Raw genomic sequence first — 13,924 nt, 5'->3', positions numbered from 1 at the left:
TTCTACTACCCATTAGGGGGGCGTCAAGCTTGTCCGTGCAGGTCAGATGGGTGGGGGCTCCCTAGGTCGTGCACCATCCGGAGTCGCAGCCGGGATCGAATGGCAGCTCATCCTGGGCTGCGCTGATCGCGTCGGCCAGCGGCCGGCCGGTCCGCGTCAGGAACACGTCGTCCCGGCCGAGCGCCGCGCGGCGGGCGTTCAGCGTCTCCTCGAGGTCGCACGCCCGGCTGAACAGGCCTGGACGGTCCCGGGCCAGTTCCGACCAGCCCGCCAGCGACTTCAGGGGGCAAAACCAGCACGCCGACTTGGGAGGCGCCTCCAACCCCTCGTCCGCGATCAGCCCCAGGCAGTCCGTGCGCCGCATGCGCAGGTCCAGCAGCGGATAGGTCACCTGCTCGTGCGGCTCGCCCCGGCGCGAGGCCGCCCGGCCGATCTCGTCCAAGGAGATGCCGACCCCCACCTCGGCCGGTGCCCCGCGGCGTGCTCCGTTCGTTCGCAGCCAGCGCCCCGTCACGTCGATCTTGAAGGACTTCGTGCAGCTGCGAGTCCCTGGGGCGCCGTTGCTCATCCGGACAGGAATGGGCAGCGACCTGGACCCCGGGCGCATCAGCCGCTCCCACAGGGTCTCGTGCCGTCCGGCGGTCCGCCGGTGGAGGATGTGCAGGCGAAGGCCGTGTGCCTGGGCGTAGGGGGCGGCAACCCGCGCGATGTAGTCCAGGGTGCGCGGGTCCTCGCTGTCGTCGCCGACGTTGGCGAACAGGAAGTCGCGGTGCGGGATTTCTCCGCGAGCGGCCAGCACCATCAGGCTGGTGCTCTGGACTCCCCCTCCGTAGCTGATCGTTTTCACGCGGCCGCCGTCGATTCCAGCAGTGCCTGCGTCTGGCGGACGGCGGCGGTCATGCGGGCCGTTCCCATCACCCGGTCGCGGTGGGCGATGACGGCCCGCGCGTGGGCGCGGGCATCCTCGACCGCGCGGGGGTTGGACAGGGAGTTGTCGCAGGCCACCACCACGTTGGGGCCCAGCCCCCAGACGATCGCGTTCACGGCGCCGCAGGCCGCCGCGATGGCGTCCACGTCAACCATCGACCACTGGAAGGCGGCCGGGTCGAGGCCGCGCCAGCGCAGGGCCTGCGCGGCGGCGCGCAGCATGCCGCCGCTCCCGCCGGCCGGGTCGTGGATGTGCTGACCTGGTTGGGGGTCCTGGAGCTCGAATGCGGCGGTGGCCGAAAGGTTGGTCAGCAGGACTTCGCCCATCATGTCCGTCACGGAGGGCGGGGTGTGGAACTCGCCCAGGCCCTGCCGTGCACCACGGCTGCGCAGGAGCATGATCACGTGCGACAGGGCGTCAGCCCGGGAACGCTCCATAGGGTCGCTGTGTCCGGTCAGGTCGAGGATCCCCGCCTTCAGAGCGGCCTCGGTCACCACCTTCACGCAGTACGCGCGGTGGTCGTCGATCTCGTCCGGGGAGTTGAGCCACTCGTGCAGGACGCGGGCCCGGTCGATCAGGTCGGGACGGGCCTGCCAGTGTCCGGCCCATATCTGCTGGAACATCTCGACGAGCTCGCGCGGCTTCTGGGCAAGGATCTGCGCCTTGAGGTCCGGGCCATCAGCGTCGCGCTGCCGGATCAGCGACAGGGCGGCCACGAGTCCGATCGGTACGGCCATGTCCGGGCCGCCGTGCGCCCGGTGCCAGGCGTCCGCGACTGCTTCACCCAGGGCGGCCGCCGTTTGGCGGGCGGCCTCGTCGGACATCCTCCGGCCGCCGGCAGGCTTCGCGCGGGGTGCTGGAGCCGGAGGGGGTGTTGGGGCGGAGGCGCGGCGGGCGGGCCGGGTGGTGGACGTCGCGGGGGGCTTGGCGGGGGCAGGCTTCGCGGACTCGGCCTCCTCTGCGGCGAGTGAGGCGAACAGGTCGAGTTGCAGGTCCATGGTGACTCCCTACGAGGGGGTGCTTGAACGGGCCGACCCGCCCCGCAGGGGTGCGGGGCGGGTCGGGGTCGAGAGGCGGCGCCCCCCAACTGATATCGAATTTCTACTATCTAATGGGGTGGGGTCAACTCCTCCCACCTGCCGAAGCGGGGGCCCGGGGCTCAGCCGTTGTCGAGCCAGAGCAGGCCGTACGGGGTCCGGATCAGGGTCGACATCGCGGCCTTGTGGACGTCGGCGCCAAGCTCTTGCCAGTTCACCTCGTCGAAGCCGTCGCGGTAGGCCCCGATGTCCACACAGTGCGGCGTGTCGGCGGCCGTCATTACCTGGGCCAAGCTCGTGCCGAAGCCGATCACCTGCTCGCGCATTTCCTGGTGGGTCTCCTCCAGGCGATCTCGCCATCGGTCCCCGCGCCGTTCCCACCCCGCGGCGATACCTGGCCGCCACCCGCGATAGGGGGACACGAGGCCGACCTCGGCCAGTGCGGCCCACGCGATGGCGCGTTCCCGGTGCAGGAGCTGCGGCAGGTAGGTCAGCTCGTACAGGTCGGCGCCCGCCCAGAAGTCCGGGCCCAGGTGGGTAGCGTCGCGGGCGGCTGCCAGTGCTGTCTGGGCCTCGGCCCATCGTTCCGTGCGCAGGCGTCGGGAAGGGATCAGGGTCCGGTACTCGTGTGCCGTCGCCGGGTTCCGGACTCGGGCGAGCCAGGCCCCGCTGGTCGTGAAGTGCGGCCGGTCGGCGGCGCTCACAGCATGCCTCGCAGGTGCCTGGGCGTGACGGACTGCTGCCAGCGGTCGTACTCGCGGCGCCACGCGCGCAGTTCTCTTAGATGCAGTGCGGCCTGCGCTGCGTGCGCCGCGCGCTCGGCTTCGGTCAGGGGTGTTTCGACGCGGGCGCTGCGCCACCCGGCCGGCCAACTCGGGCGGGTGGACTGCGGGGCGGCCATCGCCAGGTGCCAGTCCAGGTTGGCGATCAGGGTGTTCGCAGACTGCTCGGAGATGGGGTCGGCGTCCATGTGGTTGATGAAATCGGGGTGTGCCGGGGTGGCGTGGACGCTGGCCCGCGACGAGTCGGCGGGCATCTCCACCCACACCTTCTGCCCGTACACGGGGTGATCGCTGGTGTGGACGACGTACCGGTTCACGGCCAGGCAGGTGCCTCGGGTCTTCGACAGGTGCAGGACGGAGACGCGGTCTCCGATCTTGAACGGCTTCATCGTGCCGCCTTTCGTGGGTGTGGTCAGGAGCGGGGGAAGGCGCGCCGCGCCGCGCGGCCGCGGCGGGCTGCGGCGGGGCAGGGTCCCAGGAGTCGTTCGGCAAGGAAGAGGGCCTGCTCGCGGGCACCGTCGGCGTGCGCCGAGCCGAGGAGTACGGCAGCCTCGTGGAACGCCTCGGCGCTCACGGCGTGCGGCTGAGTGCACGCGCAACTGCCCCTGGCCGTCGCTCCGAGCTGGTGGAGCCGTTCGGCGATCTCTCCGATCGGGATGCAACCTGCGTGGCGACCTTTCGGGCGGGCGCGGCGGAGGTGGCTGTAGAAGCGGAGGCCGTCCCAGCCGCACAGCAGGCACCTCACCGGCCACAGGACGTCCGAGCCCGGGTATCCGCCGCGAGGTGCCCAGCCGAGTTCGCCGACCCGGGCCAGCGCCATTGCCGCGGAGGTGATGTTGCGGGTGCTGGGTGGAAGTTCGTGCAGGTACTGGCCCAGGTAGCCGTCATCGGTCATGGTTCCCACTCCTTCGTGATCGTCGGGGCGGTGAGGGGATGGGGCCACCCCCTCACCGCATATCTAAATTCTACTATCTATCGGGGTGGGGGTCAACCTTCTGTCCTTCCCCGGGGTGGGGGGCTACCCGGCCAGGGGCAGGAGCGGGGCCGCCACCTTCTCGACGGCCGCCTTGGCGGGCTCCTCGGGAACAGCCTCCGGCTTCGGCTGGATGGTCCGCACGAACCCGTTTCGGTCGCGGGACAGCTTCCAGTCGCCCTCGCCGCACACGTAGCCGCGCTCGTCGAGGATCCTCGCGATCTCCTCCTGGAGCGGGCGGGACCAGACCGACCGGTGGAACTTCGCGCCCTCCTTGGCCGTGATCGTCACCGGCTCGAAGTCCTTGTGCGGGCGGCTGTTTCCGTTCCACCACGTCAGCGTCGCCTCGGCCCCGCCGAGCGGGCAGGTGACGTAAACCCGCTTCGCAAGGTTCGGGTCGCTGGTGGACTTCGTCGCCTTCGGCTTCGGCTTCGCCGCCTGTGCCTTGCGGACGGCGCCCGCCGGCTGCTCCTCGGACGCTGCCCGCGCGGCCTTCGTGCCGGGCACCTTCCCGTCCGCGCGGAAGGCGGCCATCGCTTCCTCCGGGCAGCGGGCCCGGACCTTGGTGTAGTCGACCGTGTGGGTCCAGACCCGACCGCGCTCGGTGGCGTCCTCCAGCGTCATCACCTGCAGAGGGGCGAGCCGCAAATTCCACGCGATGCTCAGCGTCTTCGGGTTCACCCGGGCCACCTGGTACCAGGACCCCAGGCACACGACGTAGTCGCCGGGGGCGAAGTCGTCCGGGCCCCAGACCTTGACGCCCTCGGCCTCCGCCTTCTCGACGACCTCCTCCCAGTGCTCGATCTCCTTGCGTATGTCCCGGATGAGGCGGGCGTGCCGGTCGACCGAGTCGTAACCCTTCTCGAGGGCTTCTACGTGGTGCCGCTCCTGCTGGCGGAGGTCGGCTCGCAGCTTCTCCAGTCGCCGCAGGGTGCGGTACGGGTCGTTCCGGTGCTCCTTGTACGACTCGGCGGCCTGAGCGCGGTCGGACCAGTACCCGGCCCGCTTGTTCTCCTCTATCGACTTCCGCATGTTGTCGTGCATGCGCTCCTGGTCGCGGCGGGCGCGGCGCTCGCTGTGGTGGCCGACGAGGATCGGCTGGCCGAACTCGAACCGCCGGCTGATGTCGTGGGCCGCGCCGCGCCGGGCGGTGGAGGCCGCGGCGGCGCGGCCCGCGCGGTCATTGAACCGCTCGGCCCGGTCCTCGGCGCGCTCCTCGCGTGCCTCTTCGATCTCGGCGAAGGAGCGGTCGTCGTCCTCGTTGATCTCGATCGTGACCGTGTGGCCGGCCGCGCGGAGGGCGTCAGCCGCCCGGTTGATCCACCAGTGCTGCGCCTCCTTGTCCCGTGAGCCGCGGATGTAGATGCCGACGTTCCGGGAGTAGCGGAAGCCGTGCTGCTGGACGATCTCGTAGACGCCGTCTCCCTTGCGGGAGCCGTGGAGGATCGTTCCGTCGGCGCGGGTGTGTTCGATTTCGAGGGTCATGAGTGCGTCAGTCCTTTCAGGTGCGGATGAGCCGGGCGAGGGGGTGCCACCCGGCGTACAGGGCGTTGATGAGCGGGTCGTGGGCGGCGAGCAGGTAGACGGGGCCTGTGGCGCCCACCGTGGTCTCGATCACCTCGAATGCGGCTGCCGCGTCCGTTCGATCGCGGACCGGTGCGTCGTCCGCCTGGCGCAGCCAGACGCGGGCGCCGCTCTTCACATCCACCGACCCGGGATGCGCTGGGCGAGCAGCAGCGTGGCGACGAGGGAGGTCGGGATGTCCTCACGGTCGAAGGCCAGTGACTGGGCGGTCACGAACGGAGGAGTGACCTGGTGCACGAAGTCGTCCCGCCGGGTCGCGCCGTACGATGCCGCGTCGGCGGCTGCCTCGGAGAAGTACCCGGCGTAGCGGGCCGCGTCGTCGTCGGCTTCGCCGGTGAACCGGCCCCGGGCCTCCCACGCGGCCTGGAGCAGCAGCATTCGGCGAAGCTCCGGGGTTGCCTGCTTCCACATCTCCAGCACGCCTGCCTGCGTGGCGAGTTCGAGCGGTGTGCGGTGCTCGGCCTGCACGCGGAGGAGGTTCGCAGTCACGATGAGGGCTGTGCGGGTGGCATAGAGGTCGAGCACATCGGGCTCCAGGTTTTGGTGTGGGTAGTGGCGGGACGGCCAGGTCATCGCGGCCGTCCGCTGTGCGTGGGCTGGTGCACCAAGCGGGAGGCTTCCGTCAGGAGCAGCGCATCGCGGTGGCGGCCCAGCGTGAGCAGGGCGCCGACCTCGAACATCGTGAGCCAGGCGCAGTCAGTGACGGTCGCGGCGAAATCCGCGTAGGTCTGGCCGCTCTTGTGCGGCGGCCGTCGCCGCCAGGCGCTCTGAGTCACCCGGTGCGCGAGGTTGGCCGCTGCCGCGGTCTGCTTAGGGCTGAGGTTCAGGGTCCCGATGATCTCGGCGGTGCCGAGAAGGGGAAGGTGCTTGAAGGACATGGATCGTTCCAAGAGGTGTAGCAGGGCGCCCCGCGAGGGCGCCCCAGTGCAGGTAACAGGTCAGTAAGAGGCCCAGCCGAAGAACAGCCAGCCATCCCGGCCGTCGTCGAGGACGACCGGCAGCGCGCCGGCCGGGCCCCACTTGTCGGCGATGCGCTGGTCGCTGTCCAGCAGCTGGGAGGCGCGTTCGTACGCCTGGTCCGTGCCGGTGCGGGGTTCGCCGAAGACCAGATAGGTGGCCTTCTCGGCGATGCTGCCGGTGTAGCGGCCGTGGCCGTGCTCGTGCAGGGCGGCTTCCCGGGCTGCGTGGAAGGCCTGCTCGACGTTCACGCCGGCTTCGATGTGGTCGAAGTCAACAGCTCCCATGGATGTCTCCGATTCGGTGTTGGGGTGGGGTTGGCGTGGCCCGGCCCGCCCCCGGTGGAGCGGGCCGGGTGGTTCTCAGCGGATGTGGACGCGGGTCCGGTTGGTCCGCAGGGGGCTCGCGGGGCGGCGGCGGCAGACCGGCGCGGTTCGCACGTCGCGCAGGAGCTGTCCCACCGGGTCGAGGACCGGGGCGGGTGCTGCGGCGACCTGCGCCACGGCACCGTCGAGGCAGGCGGTCCGCACATGCGGGAACTGCTGGTTCCAGCGGCCCATCGCGTCACCGTCGGCCGGGTCCAGGCCCGCTTCGAGGGCGAAGTCCTCCCACTCCAACGTCATCGCGACCGCGGCCCAGGTCAGGACAACCTCGGCCTGGACCTCGCTGATCGCGTAGTCGCGGGAGACGGCCAGCACGCTGATCGGGTCGGGCATCGGGGTGTGCATCGCGGATCCTTCCGATTGGAGCGGGTCGGGGCTTCCCCCTTCCTCTTAACTGAATTCTACTATCTACAGTGGGGGTGTCAATATAAACCCGCAGGTCAGAGGGGTGGTGCTAGCCCTTCGCGGCGAGGGGGCGGCGGGCGCTCCTCGCCCCCCGCTTGCGGATCGTCGCCGCGCCGGCCGCCCTCGACTCCGACCGCTGGGCTGTGACCCGGCACTGCCCGCACAGCGGCTCCCCGGCCCGCCGGTGACCGCGCACGCCGCTGGGCTCGCCGCAGACCCCTGCTCGGGAGACGAGGGACTTCGGCAGCGGCGGGGCGCCGAGAGCGCGCGCCGCCTCCTGTCCGTTGATCCACAGCCGCCCCGCGCAGACGCCGTCGAACTGTGACCCCTTCGGCCGGACCCGGTCGTAGCACTCGTTGAGCACGGGGCAGACGAGGCAGACGCGCACCAGTGGCTCAACCGCCTTCACCAGCCGCTCGGCAGGCTCTTCGGTTTGGCCTGCGGACAGGACGTAGCCCTCGGAGCCGGCGCAGGCGGCCTGCTCCAGCCAGGTGGTGGCAGCGGTCGAGTTGATCACGGCGGGTCCTTCGTGGGGCGTGCAGAAGCGGTCAGAAAAGGGGCGGCTGGGGCCGCGGCGCCGGGAGGATGGCGTCCTTCGCGGCCTGGGCGCGCAGTTCCAGCGAGGAGGCCGTGCGAGCCCACGGCCGGTAGAAGTGCTCCTGCCAGGCGTCCGCGTCGCGGAACGGCGCCGGTCCGGGGGAGTAGGAGCGGCGATGCGCGGCCTCGGCGGTGACCGCCTGGCGCAGCGCGCCGTACCGCACGGGGGTCGGGCGCTCATCGGCCAGCTGGGAGACCTGCCGCCAGCTGACGTCGCCGGAGCGGGCGCCGCCGACGGCATCCACGCTGTACCTGAAGCCGCCCGGCCTCCACGTCCAGCTGCACATGGCTCCGGCCTCCGGCTCGCCGGGCGTTCTGCGCAGGCGCATCCCCTGCATTCCCCGCTCCCGGAGTAGCTGACCGGCCCGCAGGGTCCGTGAGTCGGTGAATGGCAGGTCCGCGAACTCCAGCAGCTGGGCCGGATTGAAGAAGTCGCGGGCGGCCATGGCGATGTCGTTGTCGGTGAGCTTCATCAGGTCGTCCAGTGCCAGAGGGCGTCAAGCCCATGCGTCGTCGATAGTCGATGGCCTATTTATGGCCCCATCGGTCTACGCGTGTTCCGGCCTTCCTCGCGGGGGCGGCGTGGCCGGGGGTGCCGCATCGGTCTGCATAGACGGCGCCTTGCTTCGTTCATGTCCATCTCCAAGAGGTTGCCGGCCCCCGGGTGGGGTGGTTGCCGCCGCGCCAGGATACAGAAAGATGATGGCCTATTTTTCCTGCCGCGTCGTAATGCCCGTCCGGCCGCGCTTGGCTCGGATCTCGGAGATCGCCTGACGCGCCACGTCCGAGAGTGTGGAGAACGGCTGCGCGCCCTCAGCGATCACCTGGGCATCCCGAGCACGCTGCCGGACTTGCGCCTCCTGCCGCGCTGCCGACTGTTTGGCCTGACGAAGCTGCCGGGGGCTCGTACCGCAGCCACGGCACCCGCGGCCCGGCCCGTCGGGATGCACCGAGCACCCGTCGCCGGCCGGAGGGTGCGCCGGTGCCTCTTCGCGAACAGCGGCAGCAGGTCCCCCCGCTGCGCCAGCTGCGGGGGTTAGGGGGTTCTTCTCTGAGTACTGACTCTGGTTACTACCTATAAACCCGGGCGAACCATCGCTCGGAGAGCCGGACACCGGGGAACCGAAGCCCGGAAACCCGGTTTCGGTGGCCTCCAGCGATTCCCCCTCACCCGCGCCCGGAGCTGCCGTCTGCTTCTTCTGGTGGCGCCGGGCCAACCGCTTCTCCTCCAGCTTCCGAAACTCCTCGGCAGCCCAGTCCTGCGCCTGGTCGTACACCTCGGTGATCCGCCGCAGCGTGCCGTCCGCCATCCGCTCCGTCACGACCCGGTAGTAGCCCGCGTCCTTCAGCTCTCGCAGGGCCGTACGCACGGCCTCCACTCCCTCCTTGCCCGCCTTCGCGAGCCGGTCCGCAGCCACCCGCCAGGTGTCGGGCTTCGCCAGCAGGTAGGCGAGGATGCCGCGGGCGCGGAAGCTGAGGCGGGCATCCTCAAGGGTGGCCGTCGGCAGCGCCGTGTAGCCGCTGCTGAGGTGGCGGCGAAGGATGGTCATGGAAGATCTCCAGAAGGTGTTGTGCGGGTCGTGCGGAGGCCGGGCGGCCCCGACCTCAGGTCCGGGCCGCCCGGCGGTCTCAGGTGGTCTTGCGGGCCGCGGAGACCTTGATCGAGCGGGAAGTCTGCTGACCGGCCGCGCGGCGGACGGGGATGACGAAGCCGGCCCGGCGGAGGATCTCCACCATGGCCTTGGCGTCCGGCACCATCGGCACGACCAGGTCAGCGTCCTCGAACATGCCCACCATGGCTGGCACGTCCGTCTCCTCCTTGTCGCTACCGCCGCTCCAACCGAGATGGTTGGCGCCGTAGTTGCCCTCCGGCGAGGCGTCCAGCATCTTGCGCAGCAACTTCTTCTCGTCGTTGGCGGCCCGCCAACGTTCGTGCGCCTTGACGTAGTCGGCCAGCGCGCGGGCCCGGTCGGCGTCGTCGTGCACCAGGGATGTCTGCGCCGGGACCCCCGGGGCGACCTCGGGCCAGCACGACGTGATGAACGGGCAGTTGTCGCACACCTTCGACAGCCCCGGACCGTCATGGTCCCGGCGCAGCTCCTCGGGGGACTCGGCCTCAAGGACGCGCTCCACCCACCAGCGGGCTTCCTCGGCGAGCCACGGATCGAAGGGGAACTCCTGGACGTGCTCCTCGCCGGTGTCGCGGCATACGAACCGGAACCGGATCCGCTGCACGTCCAGCGGCCCGAGCCGGTGCAGGTACCGCTGTCCGGGGATGTCCGCGAACCCGACCTCCCGCAGCATCAGCGCGTACAGCAGGACCTGCCGCATCTCTGCGGCCGTCGGACCGAACCGCAGCACGCGGTCCCAGATCCGGGAGGACTTGGTCTTGATGTCCTCCACCGTCACGACCTCGGCCGGCACGAGCGGCCGATGCCGCTTCGGCACACGGGCGGCAGCCTCCGCGTCCAGGTGGACGGCATCGATGTGGCCACGGAGTACGTCGTTGGCGGCGACGCGTTCGACGAGCCACCCGTACTCGCGGCGGGCGTCCTCCAGCAGTCCCCGGTGGATGTACGTGCCGAGAATCGCCGCCCGCTTGTCGGCGAAGGGGTTCTTACGTTCGGCGCCGGCGAGGATGTACCCGGCACGGCGCTGGCAGATCGTGTCGGAGGCGCCCAGCTGCGTCTGGACTGAGCGGGGCCGTCGAGCATCAGCGTCGTGCGCGGCGCCCCAGATCGACCCGGGCAGGACAGCCGTCGTCATCGTGGTCATGAACTTCTCCCAGAGGTGGCGGGGCCCGGACGTGCGGGCCCCGCAGGCGAAGGGCTGGTCAGGCGGCGGCCGAGTCGAACTCGGCGTCTGCCTTGCTTTCGTCGCGGACCTGCTCAGCAGCGGCTCGCAGCCGTGCGGCATCGCTGGTGGGGTCGTCCAGCTTCTTGGGGTTCTCCAGCTCGGCGGCCTTCCGCTCGATCGCGTTGCGGATGATGGCAAGCTCCTCCCGGTCGAGGCCGGGCTCCTTCTCGGCGTCCCGCCACAGCTTCTTGAGGACTTCCACCCCGCCTGCCGCCGCCTCCTTGACCTTCGGCTCCCACACCTGCGCCAGATCGCCCGTGAGCTCCGGCGTAGCCTTCGGCTGGTTGTGGATGGCGCACCCCATGAGCCCGAACACCAGCTGCTCGACGGAGAACTTCGGCACGTGCATCGGTTTCTGCGTGCTGCGAGGGACGGTGAACTTCAGCGACCGGGCGCCCACAATCTGCGGGTCGGTATCCCGGCGCAGGCGCACCCACACGGTGGCGTCGTACGCCAGTGACTTGTGCCCCTCGATCCGCCAGTCCGTGGCCTGAGTGCGGGGGATCGGTTCTCCACGATCGTCCAGAGCCGCAACCTCCTTGCCGCGGGCAAGCAGGATCACGATGCCGGGCATGGTGCGCACCAGGTACATCACCCTCGCCCACCTCTCCCCGGCGTCGTTCCACAGGTTCATGGTGGGCTTGATCTCCGCGTCCGGGTCAGCCTGGAGCTTCCTGCGGCCGACGTTGGAGCGTTGTGCACGGACCTGGGTCCAGTTCACGAGCATCCGCCACAGGTTTGAGACCGAGTCGATGACCAGGACGACCGGCTTCTCCTTCGCCCGAGCCGCGCGGACAGCCTCCGCGTGCACGGCCTCGATCTGGCCGAGGATGTCGCGGAAGGACCCGTTGTGCTCGATCAGCTCGTAGTCCGCTCCAGGGACGTTGATGTACTCCTCAGCGGTCTCCTCGCCCAGCTCCAGCCAGTACGCCTGTCCGGTCTTCTCTGAGCCGGTGAACGCGGCGGCGGTGTGGGATTTGCCTGCCTTCTCCTCGCCCTCGATCAGGATCACGGGCCAGGGGATGACGCCGGTCGGCTTCCGAGTGCGGAGCTTCGGCGGGGACGGAAAATTGGACATCACGACTCCAAGAGATTTATAGAAGATGGCCTATTTTTAGGCGCTGCGAAGACCGCGCACCTCGAAGACGGAACTCCACTCGGGGTGTCGCTTCAGCAGCAACCGGACGTAGCGGGACCGGAAGTTGTTGTTCAGCCTCCAGGTGTCGCCCCGGGTTGCGCGGCCGTACTCGTACCGCAGCACTTCGAACAGCATGCCGATCCCGACGCGATCGAGGCCGCGCTCCACGCAGTCGGCCGTCATGGACTCCAGCGTCGCCAGAATCCACGGGTTGAGCTCGTGGAACGCCTCGAAGCGTTTCTGGATGCTCAGGTTCTTGCCGGCCGGGTCGAGCTGGCGCAGCGGGGCCATCGGCAGCTCAAGCTGCGTGGTATCCATGATCCCTCCGGAGATAGATGGTGGCCTATTTTTACGCCATGAGCGCGGCCCGATCCAAGCGGACCGGCTGACCGATAGCTAAATTCTACTACCTTTGGTGGGGGCGTCAACCACCCGTGAACGGAGCGAGAGGTCCGGCCGAACCCGGCCGGAGCCCTCAACTTCACGCCACCGTAGTGCCGTTACGCACCCTCTGGAGCTGAGTCCGTCTCCGCAGCCTTCTTGCCCCGCTCCTTGAACGACGAGCCAGGCCCTGCATACCGGCCCTGCCGCAGATCCTCGACGACCGCAGGCCGCAGCCGCCAGGCGCCCGGGTTTCTCCGCGCACCCTTCGACACCTGCTCGGTGTGCTCCGCACCCGCCAGGACCGCCTCCAGGAGCCACAGCGGCGACCCGGACAGCTCATAGTCCGCCGGCGGCAGCATCCCCTGCGCGCTCTTCGTAGCCTGGCTCGCCTTCACCTGGTCGACACCGAACATCTCCGCGACCTCCTGGAGCCCGACGATGCGCGGCAGCTCGCCCTTCGACTTCGGCCGAACGCGAGCACCCTGAGCGGCTTCCAAGGCCTCCAGTCGACCCACATCGAGCTGCCGGCCCCGCCCGCCCTCGGGCAGCGCAAGCTCAACCACCAGCCCGCCCGGCCAGAACGGCTTACCCGAGACGATCACTGCGTCCTCGTAGGAGAGTGTCCCCCTCGGGATCCACCGGTCGCTGACGGCTGTCGGCGCGATGTTGTACACGTGCGCGATTTCCTTGCGGCCCATCACCAGCGGCTTAGCCACGGCAACCCCTCCGATCCTCTCCGGTATGCGAGATAGCAGAATACGGGTATGAGCGGGGGTGCTGCCGACCGGGGCCCCGTAGCGTGAAGCCCGCGCCGCTAGACTGAGACCACACTTTCCAAGAGGTGTACGCGAACCCCCGACCATCCTCTGATGGTCGGGGGTTTCGCCGTCCTCGGAGCGAACGCCACCGGCCGCCATCCCGAGCCGCTACTGAACGTTTCCTCCTCTGCCCATTTCAGCGCCGCGGACCCGCCACCCCAGCCGATCAAGCACTCATGGCCCCTCGCTGTACTCCAGGTACCGCGTGCCCCCCGTCTGCCGAGCCTCCACCACGGCGCACAGCCGACGGAATGCCGGCCCGCTCAAGTCCGGCCTCCACCCTTCGACCGAACGGACCTGCAGCTCGGAGTGCTCACCCGGGTCGAGGACGATCGCCTCGACCTGCTCGTCACTCAGCCGTCCCCCGTCGAAGACGAACCCCACCTTGTTCACCGTCCAGGCCCCGACCGGCGGGAGGAAGTGCATGGCCAGGAGCCGAGGCAACCCGTCACCACCAAGCTCGAGGCCAGTCTCCTCCAAGGCCTCCCGCCGGGCGCACTCCCAGGGGCTCTCGCCAGCGTCCATGTTGCCGCCTGGCCACTGCCACGCATCCGGATACCGTGCCGCCCTCAGCTGGATCGGCCGGTCCTGCCCATCGGTGAAGAAGAAGCAGCCGTCGACGGTTGCCTTCGGCAGAGTCGCGATGTACTGCTCCGGCGGGAGCCAGACCCCCGTCACGGGGACTCCACCCCCTCGGCCTCATCCAGGGACGGCTGCGTCGGCGCAGGGAAGCGGCTCGACTTCTCGGCCAGCACGCTCGCGAAGAACTCAGCGGCGTCAGGCCGCATCCGGGCCAGCGTGACAAGCGCGGTGATCGCGGTGTCCGCCACCTCCGCCTGCACATCCAGCCACGAGTGCGAAGTGCCCTTCCACGGACTCGCGCCCTGCACGCCGATCACCGCCTGCGCGGCCTCCCCGAACTCCTCACCGATCTTGAGGACCTGGAGCAGCCACTGCTGCTCGATTGCCACCCCCCGCTCGTCATCCCGCGCCGAGAACTTCCGGGCGAGCGCGTCGATGGTCTTCCACACGACATCCATGGGACTCCTGCCTTGATCCGGATCGGGAACGTGCACGTGCGG

20 protein-coding genes are annotated in these 13,924 nt (G+C 69.8%); all 20 read right to left on the bottom strand.

From position 1 onward, the window contains the following. Positions 1 to 61: 61 nt before the first annotated feature. Positions 62 to 847 carry a phosphoadenosine phosphosulfate reductase gene (locus AC069X_RS14770; RefSeq protein WP_478728649.1) on the bottom strand — a complete coding sequence of 262 codons (786 nt, stop codon included), beginning with the start codon at positions 845 to 847 and terminating at the stop codon, positions 62 to 64. Next, positions 844 to 1,926, bottom strand: coding sequence for an N-6 DNA methylase (locus AC069X_RS14765; RefSeq protein WP_478728647.1), 1,083 nt, complete (start codon positions 1,924 to 1,926; stop codon positions 844 to 846). The genes AC069X_RS14770 and AC069X_RS14765 overlap by 4 nt, the downstream gene beginning before the upstream one ends. A gap of 161 nt (positions 1,927 to 2,087) precedes the next feature. Next, positions 2,088 to 2,669 carry a hypothetical protein gene (locus AC069X_RS14760; RefSeq protein ID WP_478728645.1) on the bottom strand — a complete coding sequence of 194 codons (582 nt, stop codon included), beginning with the start codon at positions 2,667 to 2,669 and terminating at the stop codon, positions 2,088 to 2,090. Continuing rightward, on the bottom strand, positions 2,666 to 3,136 hold the full coding sequence (locus tag AC069X_RS14755) for a hypothetical protein (RefSeq protein WP_478728643.1): 471 nt from the start codon (positions 3,134 to 3,136) through the stop codon (positions 2,666 to 2,668). Before AC069X_RS14755 ends, AC069X_RS14760 begins: the two co-directional genes overlap by 4 nt. Before the next feature lie 23 nt (positions 3,137 to 3,159). Then, the gene (locus tag AC069X_RS14750; RefSeq protein WP_478728641.1) at positions 3,160 to 3,642 is read right to left on the bottom strand and encodes a hypothetical protein; all 483 of its coding nucleotides are present in this window, start codon (positions 3,640 to 3,642) and stop codon (positions 3,160 to 3,162) included. 123 nt (positions 3,643 to 3,765) lie between these two features. Next, positions 3,766 to 5,205 carry a DUF3560 domain-containing protein gene (locus AC069X_RS14745; RefSeq protein ID WP_478728640.1) on the bottom strand — a complete coding sequence of 480 codons (1,440 nt, stop codon included), beginning with the start codon at positions 5,203 to 5,205 and terminating at the stop codon, positions 3,766 to 3,768. Between the two features lie 16 nt (positions 5,206 to 5,221). After that, complete coding sequence (locus tag AC069X_RS14740) at positions 5,222 to 5,428, bottom strand: hypothetical protein (RefSeq protein WP_478728638.1); 207 nt, start codon at positions 5,426 to 5,428, stop codon at positions 5,222 to 5,224. Then, entirely contained in the window at positions 5,419 to 5,793 is a 375-nt protein-coding gene (locus tag AC069X_RS14735; protein WP_478728636.1) for a hypothetical protein, read from the bottom strand. The genes AC069X_RS14740 and AC069X_RS14735 overlap by 10 nt, the downstream gene beginning before the upstream one ends. Positions 5,794 to 5,873: 80 nt before the next feature. After that, positions 5,874 to 6,182 carry a hypothetical protein gene (locus AC069X_RS14730; protein WP_478728634.1) on the bottom strand — a complete coding sequence of 103 codons (309 nt, stop codon included), beginning with the start codon at positions 6,180 to 6,182 and terminating at the stop codon, positions 5,874 to 5,876. A gap of 60 nt (positions 6,183 to 6,242) precedes the next feature. Next, the gene (locus tag AC069X_RS14725) at positions 6,243 to 6,548 is read right to left on the bottom strand and encodes a hypothetical protein (protein WP_478728632.1); all 306 of its coding nucleotides are present in this window, start codon (positions 6,546 to 6,548) and stop codon (positions 6,243 to 6,245) included. Between the two features lie 75 nt (positions 6,549 to 6,623). Next, on the bottom strand, positions 6,624 to 6,989 hold the full coding sequence (locus AC069X_RS14720; RefSeq protein ID WP_478728630.1) for a hypothetical protein: 366 nt from the start codon (positions 6,987 to 6,989) through the stop codon (positions 6,624 to 6,626). A gap of 109 nt (positions 6,990 to 7,098) precedes the next feature. Further along, positions 7,099 to 7,566, bottom strand: a complete 468-nt coding sequence (locus AC069X_RS14715) for a hypothetical protein (RefSeq protein ID WP_478728628.1) — start codon at positions 7,564 to 7,566, stop codon at positions 7,099 to 7,101. A 31-nt stretch (positions 7,567 to 7,597) separates the two neighbouring features. Continuing rightward, positions 7,598 to 8,119, bottom strand: a complete 522-nt coding sequence (locus AC069X_RS14710; protein WP_478728626.1) for a hypothetical protein — start codon at positions 8,117 to 8,119, stop codon at positions 7,598 to 7,600. A gap of 234 nt (positions 8,120 to 8,353) precedes the next feature. Beyond that, entirely contained in the window at positions 8,354 to 9,196 is an 843-nt protein-coding gene (locus tag AC069X_RS14705; protein ID WP_478728624.1) for a hypothetical protein, read from the bottom strand. Between the two features lie 79 nt (positions 9,197 to 9,275). Further along, the gene (locus AC069X_RS14700; RefSeq protein WP_478728622.1) at positions 9,276 to 10,421 is read right to left on the bottom strand and encodes a PD-(D/E)XK nuclease family protein; all 1,146 of its coding nucleotides are present in this window, start codon (positions 10,419 to 10,421) and stop codon (positions 9,276 to 9,278) included. 58 nt (positions 10,422 to 10,479) lie between these two features. After that, the gene (locus tag AC069X_RS14695; protein ID WP_478728620.1) at positions 10,480 to 11,580 is read right to left on the bottom strand and encodes an AAA family ATPase; all 1,101 of its coding nucleotides are present in this window, start codon (positions 11,578 to 11,580) and stop codon (positions 10,480 to 10,482) included. Between the two features lie 36 nt (positions 11,581 to 11,616). Next, a complete protein-coding gene (locus tag AC069X_RS14690) occupies positions 11,617 to 11,958 on the bottom strand; it encodes a hypothetical protein (RefSeq protein ID WP_478728619.1) in 342 nt (113 codons plus the stop codon). A gap of 182 nt (positions 11,959 to 12,140) precedes the next feature. Then, positions 12,141 to 12,740 (bottom strand): hypothetical protein, encoded by a 600-nt coding sequence (locus AC069X_RS14685; protein WP_478728617.1) that lies wholly within the window; start codon positions 12,738 to 12,740, stop codon positions 12,141 to 12,143. A 276-nt stretch (positions 12,741 to 13,016) separates the two neighbouring features. Further along, entirely contained in the window at positions 13,017 to 13,520 is a 504-nt protein-coding gene (locus tag AC069X_RS14680) for an NUDIX domain-containing protein (protein WP_478728616.1), read from the bottom strand. Continuing rightward, positions 13,517 to 13,882 (bottom strand): MazG-like family protein, encoded by a 366-nt coding sequence (locus tag AC069X_RS14675; RefSeq protein ID WP_478728614.1) that lies wholly within the window; start codon positions 13,880 to 13,882, stop codon positions 13,517 to 13,519. Before AC069X_RS14675 ends, AC069X_RS14680 begins: the two co-directional genes overlap by 4 nt. Positions 13,883 to 13,924 lie beyond the last annotated feature (42 nt).

This window comes from Streptomyces sp. NPDC043896 (assembly GCF_056435605.1).
The sequence above is the reverse complement of the archived record's forward strand: the minus strand, read 5'-3'. Positions and strand labels throughout refer to the sequence as shown.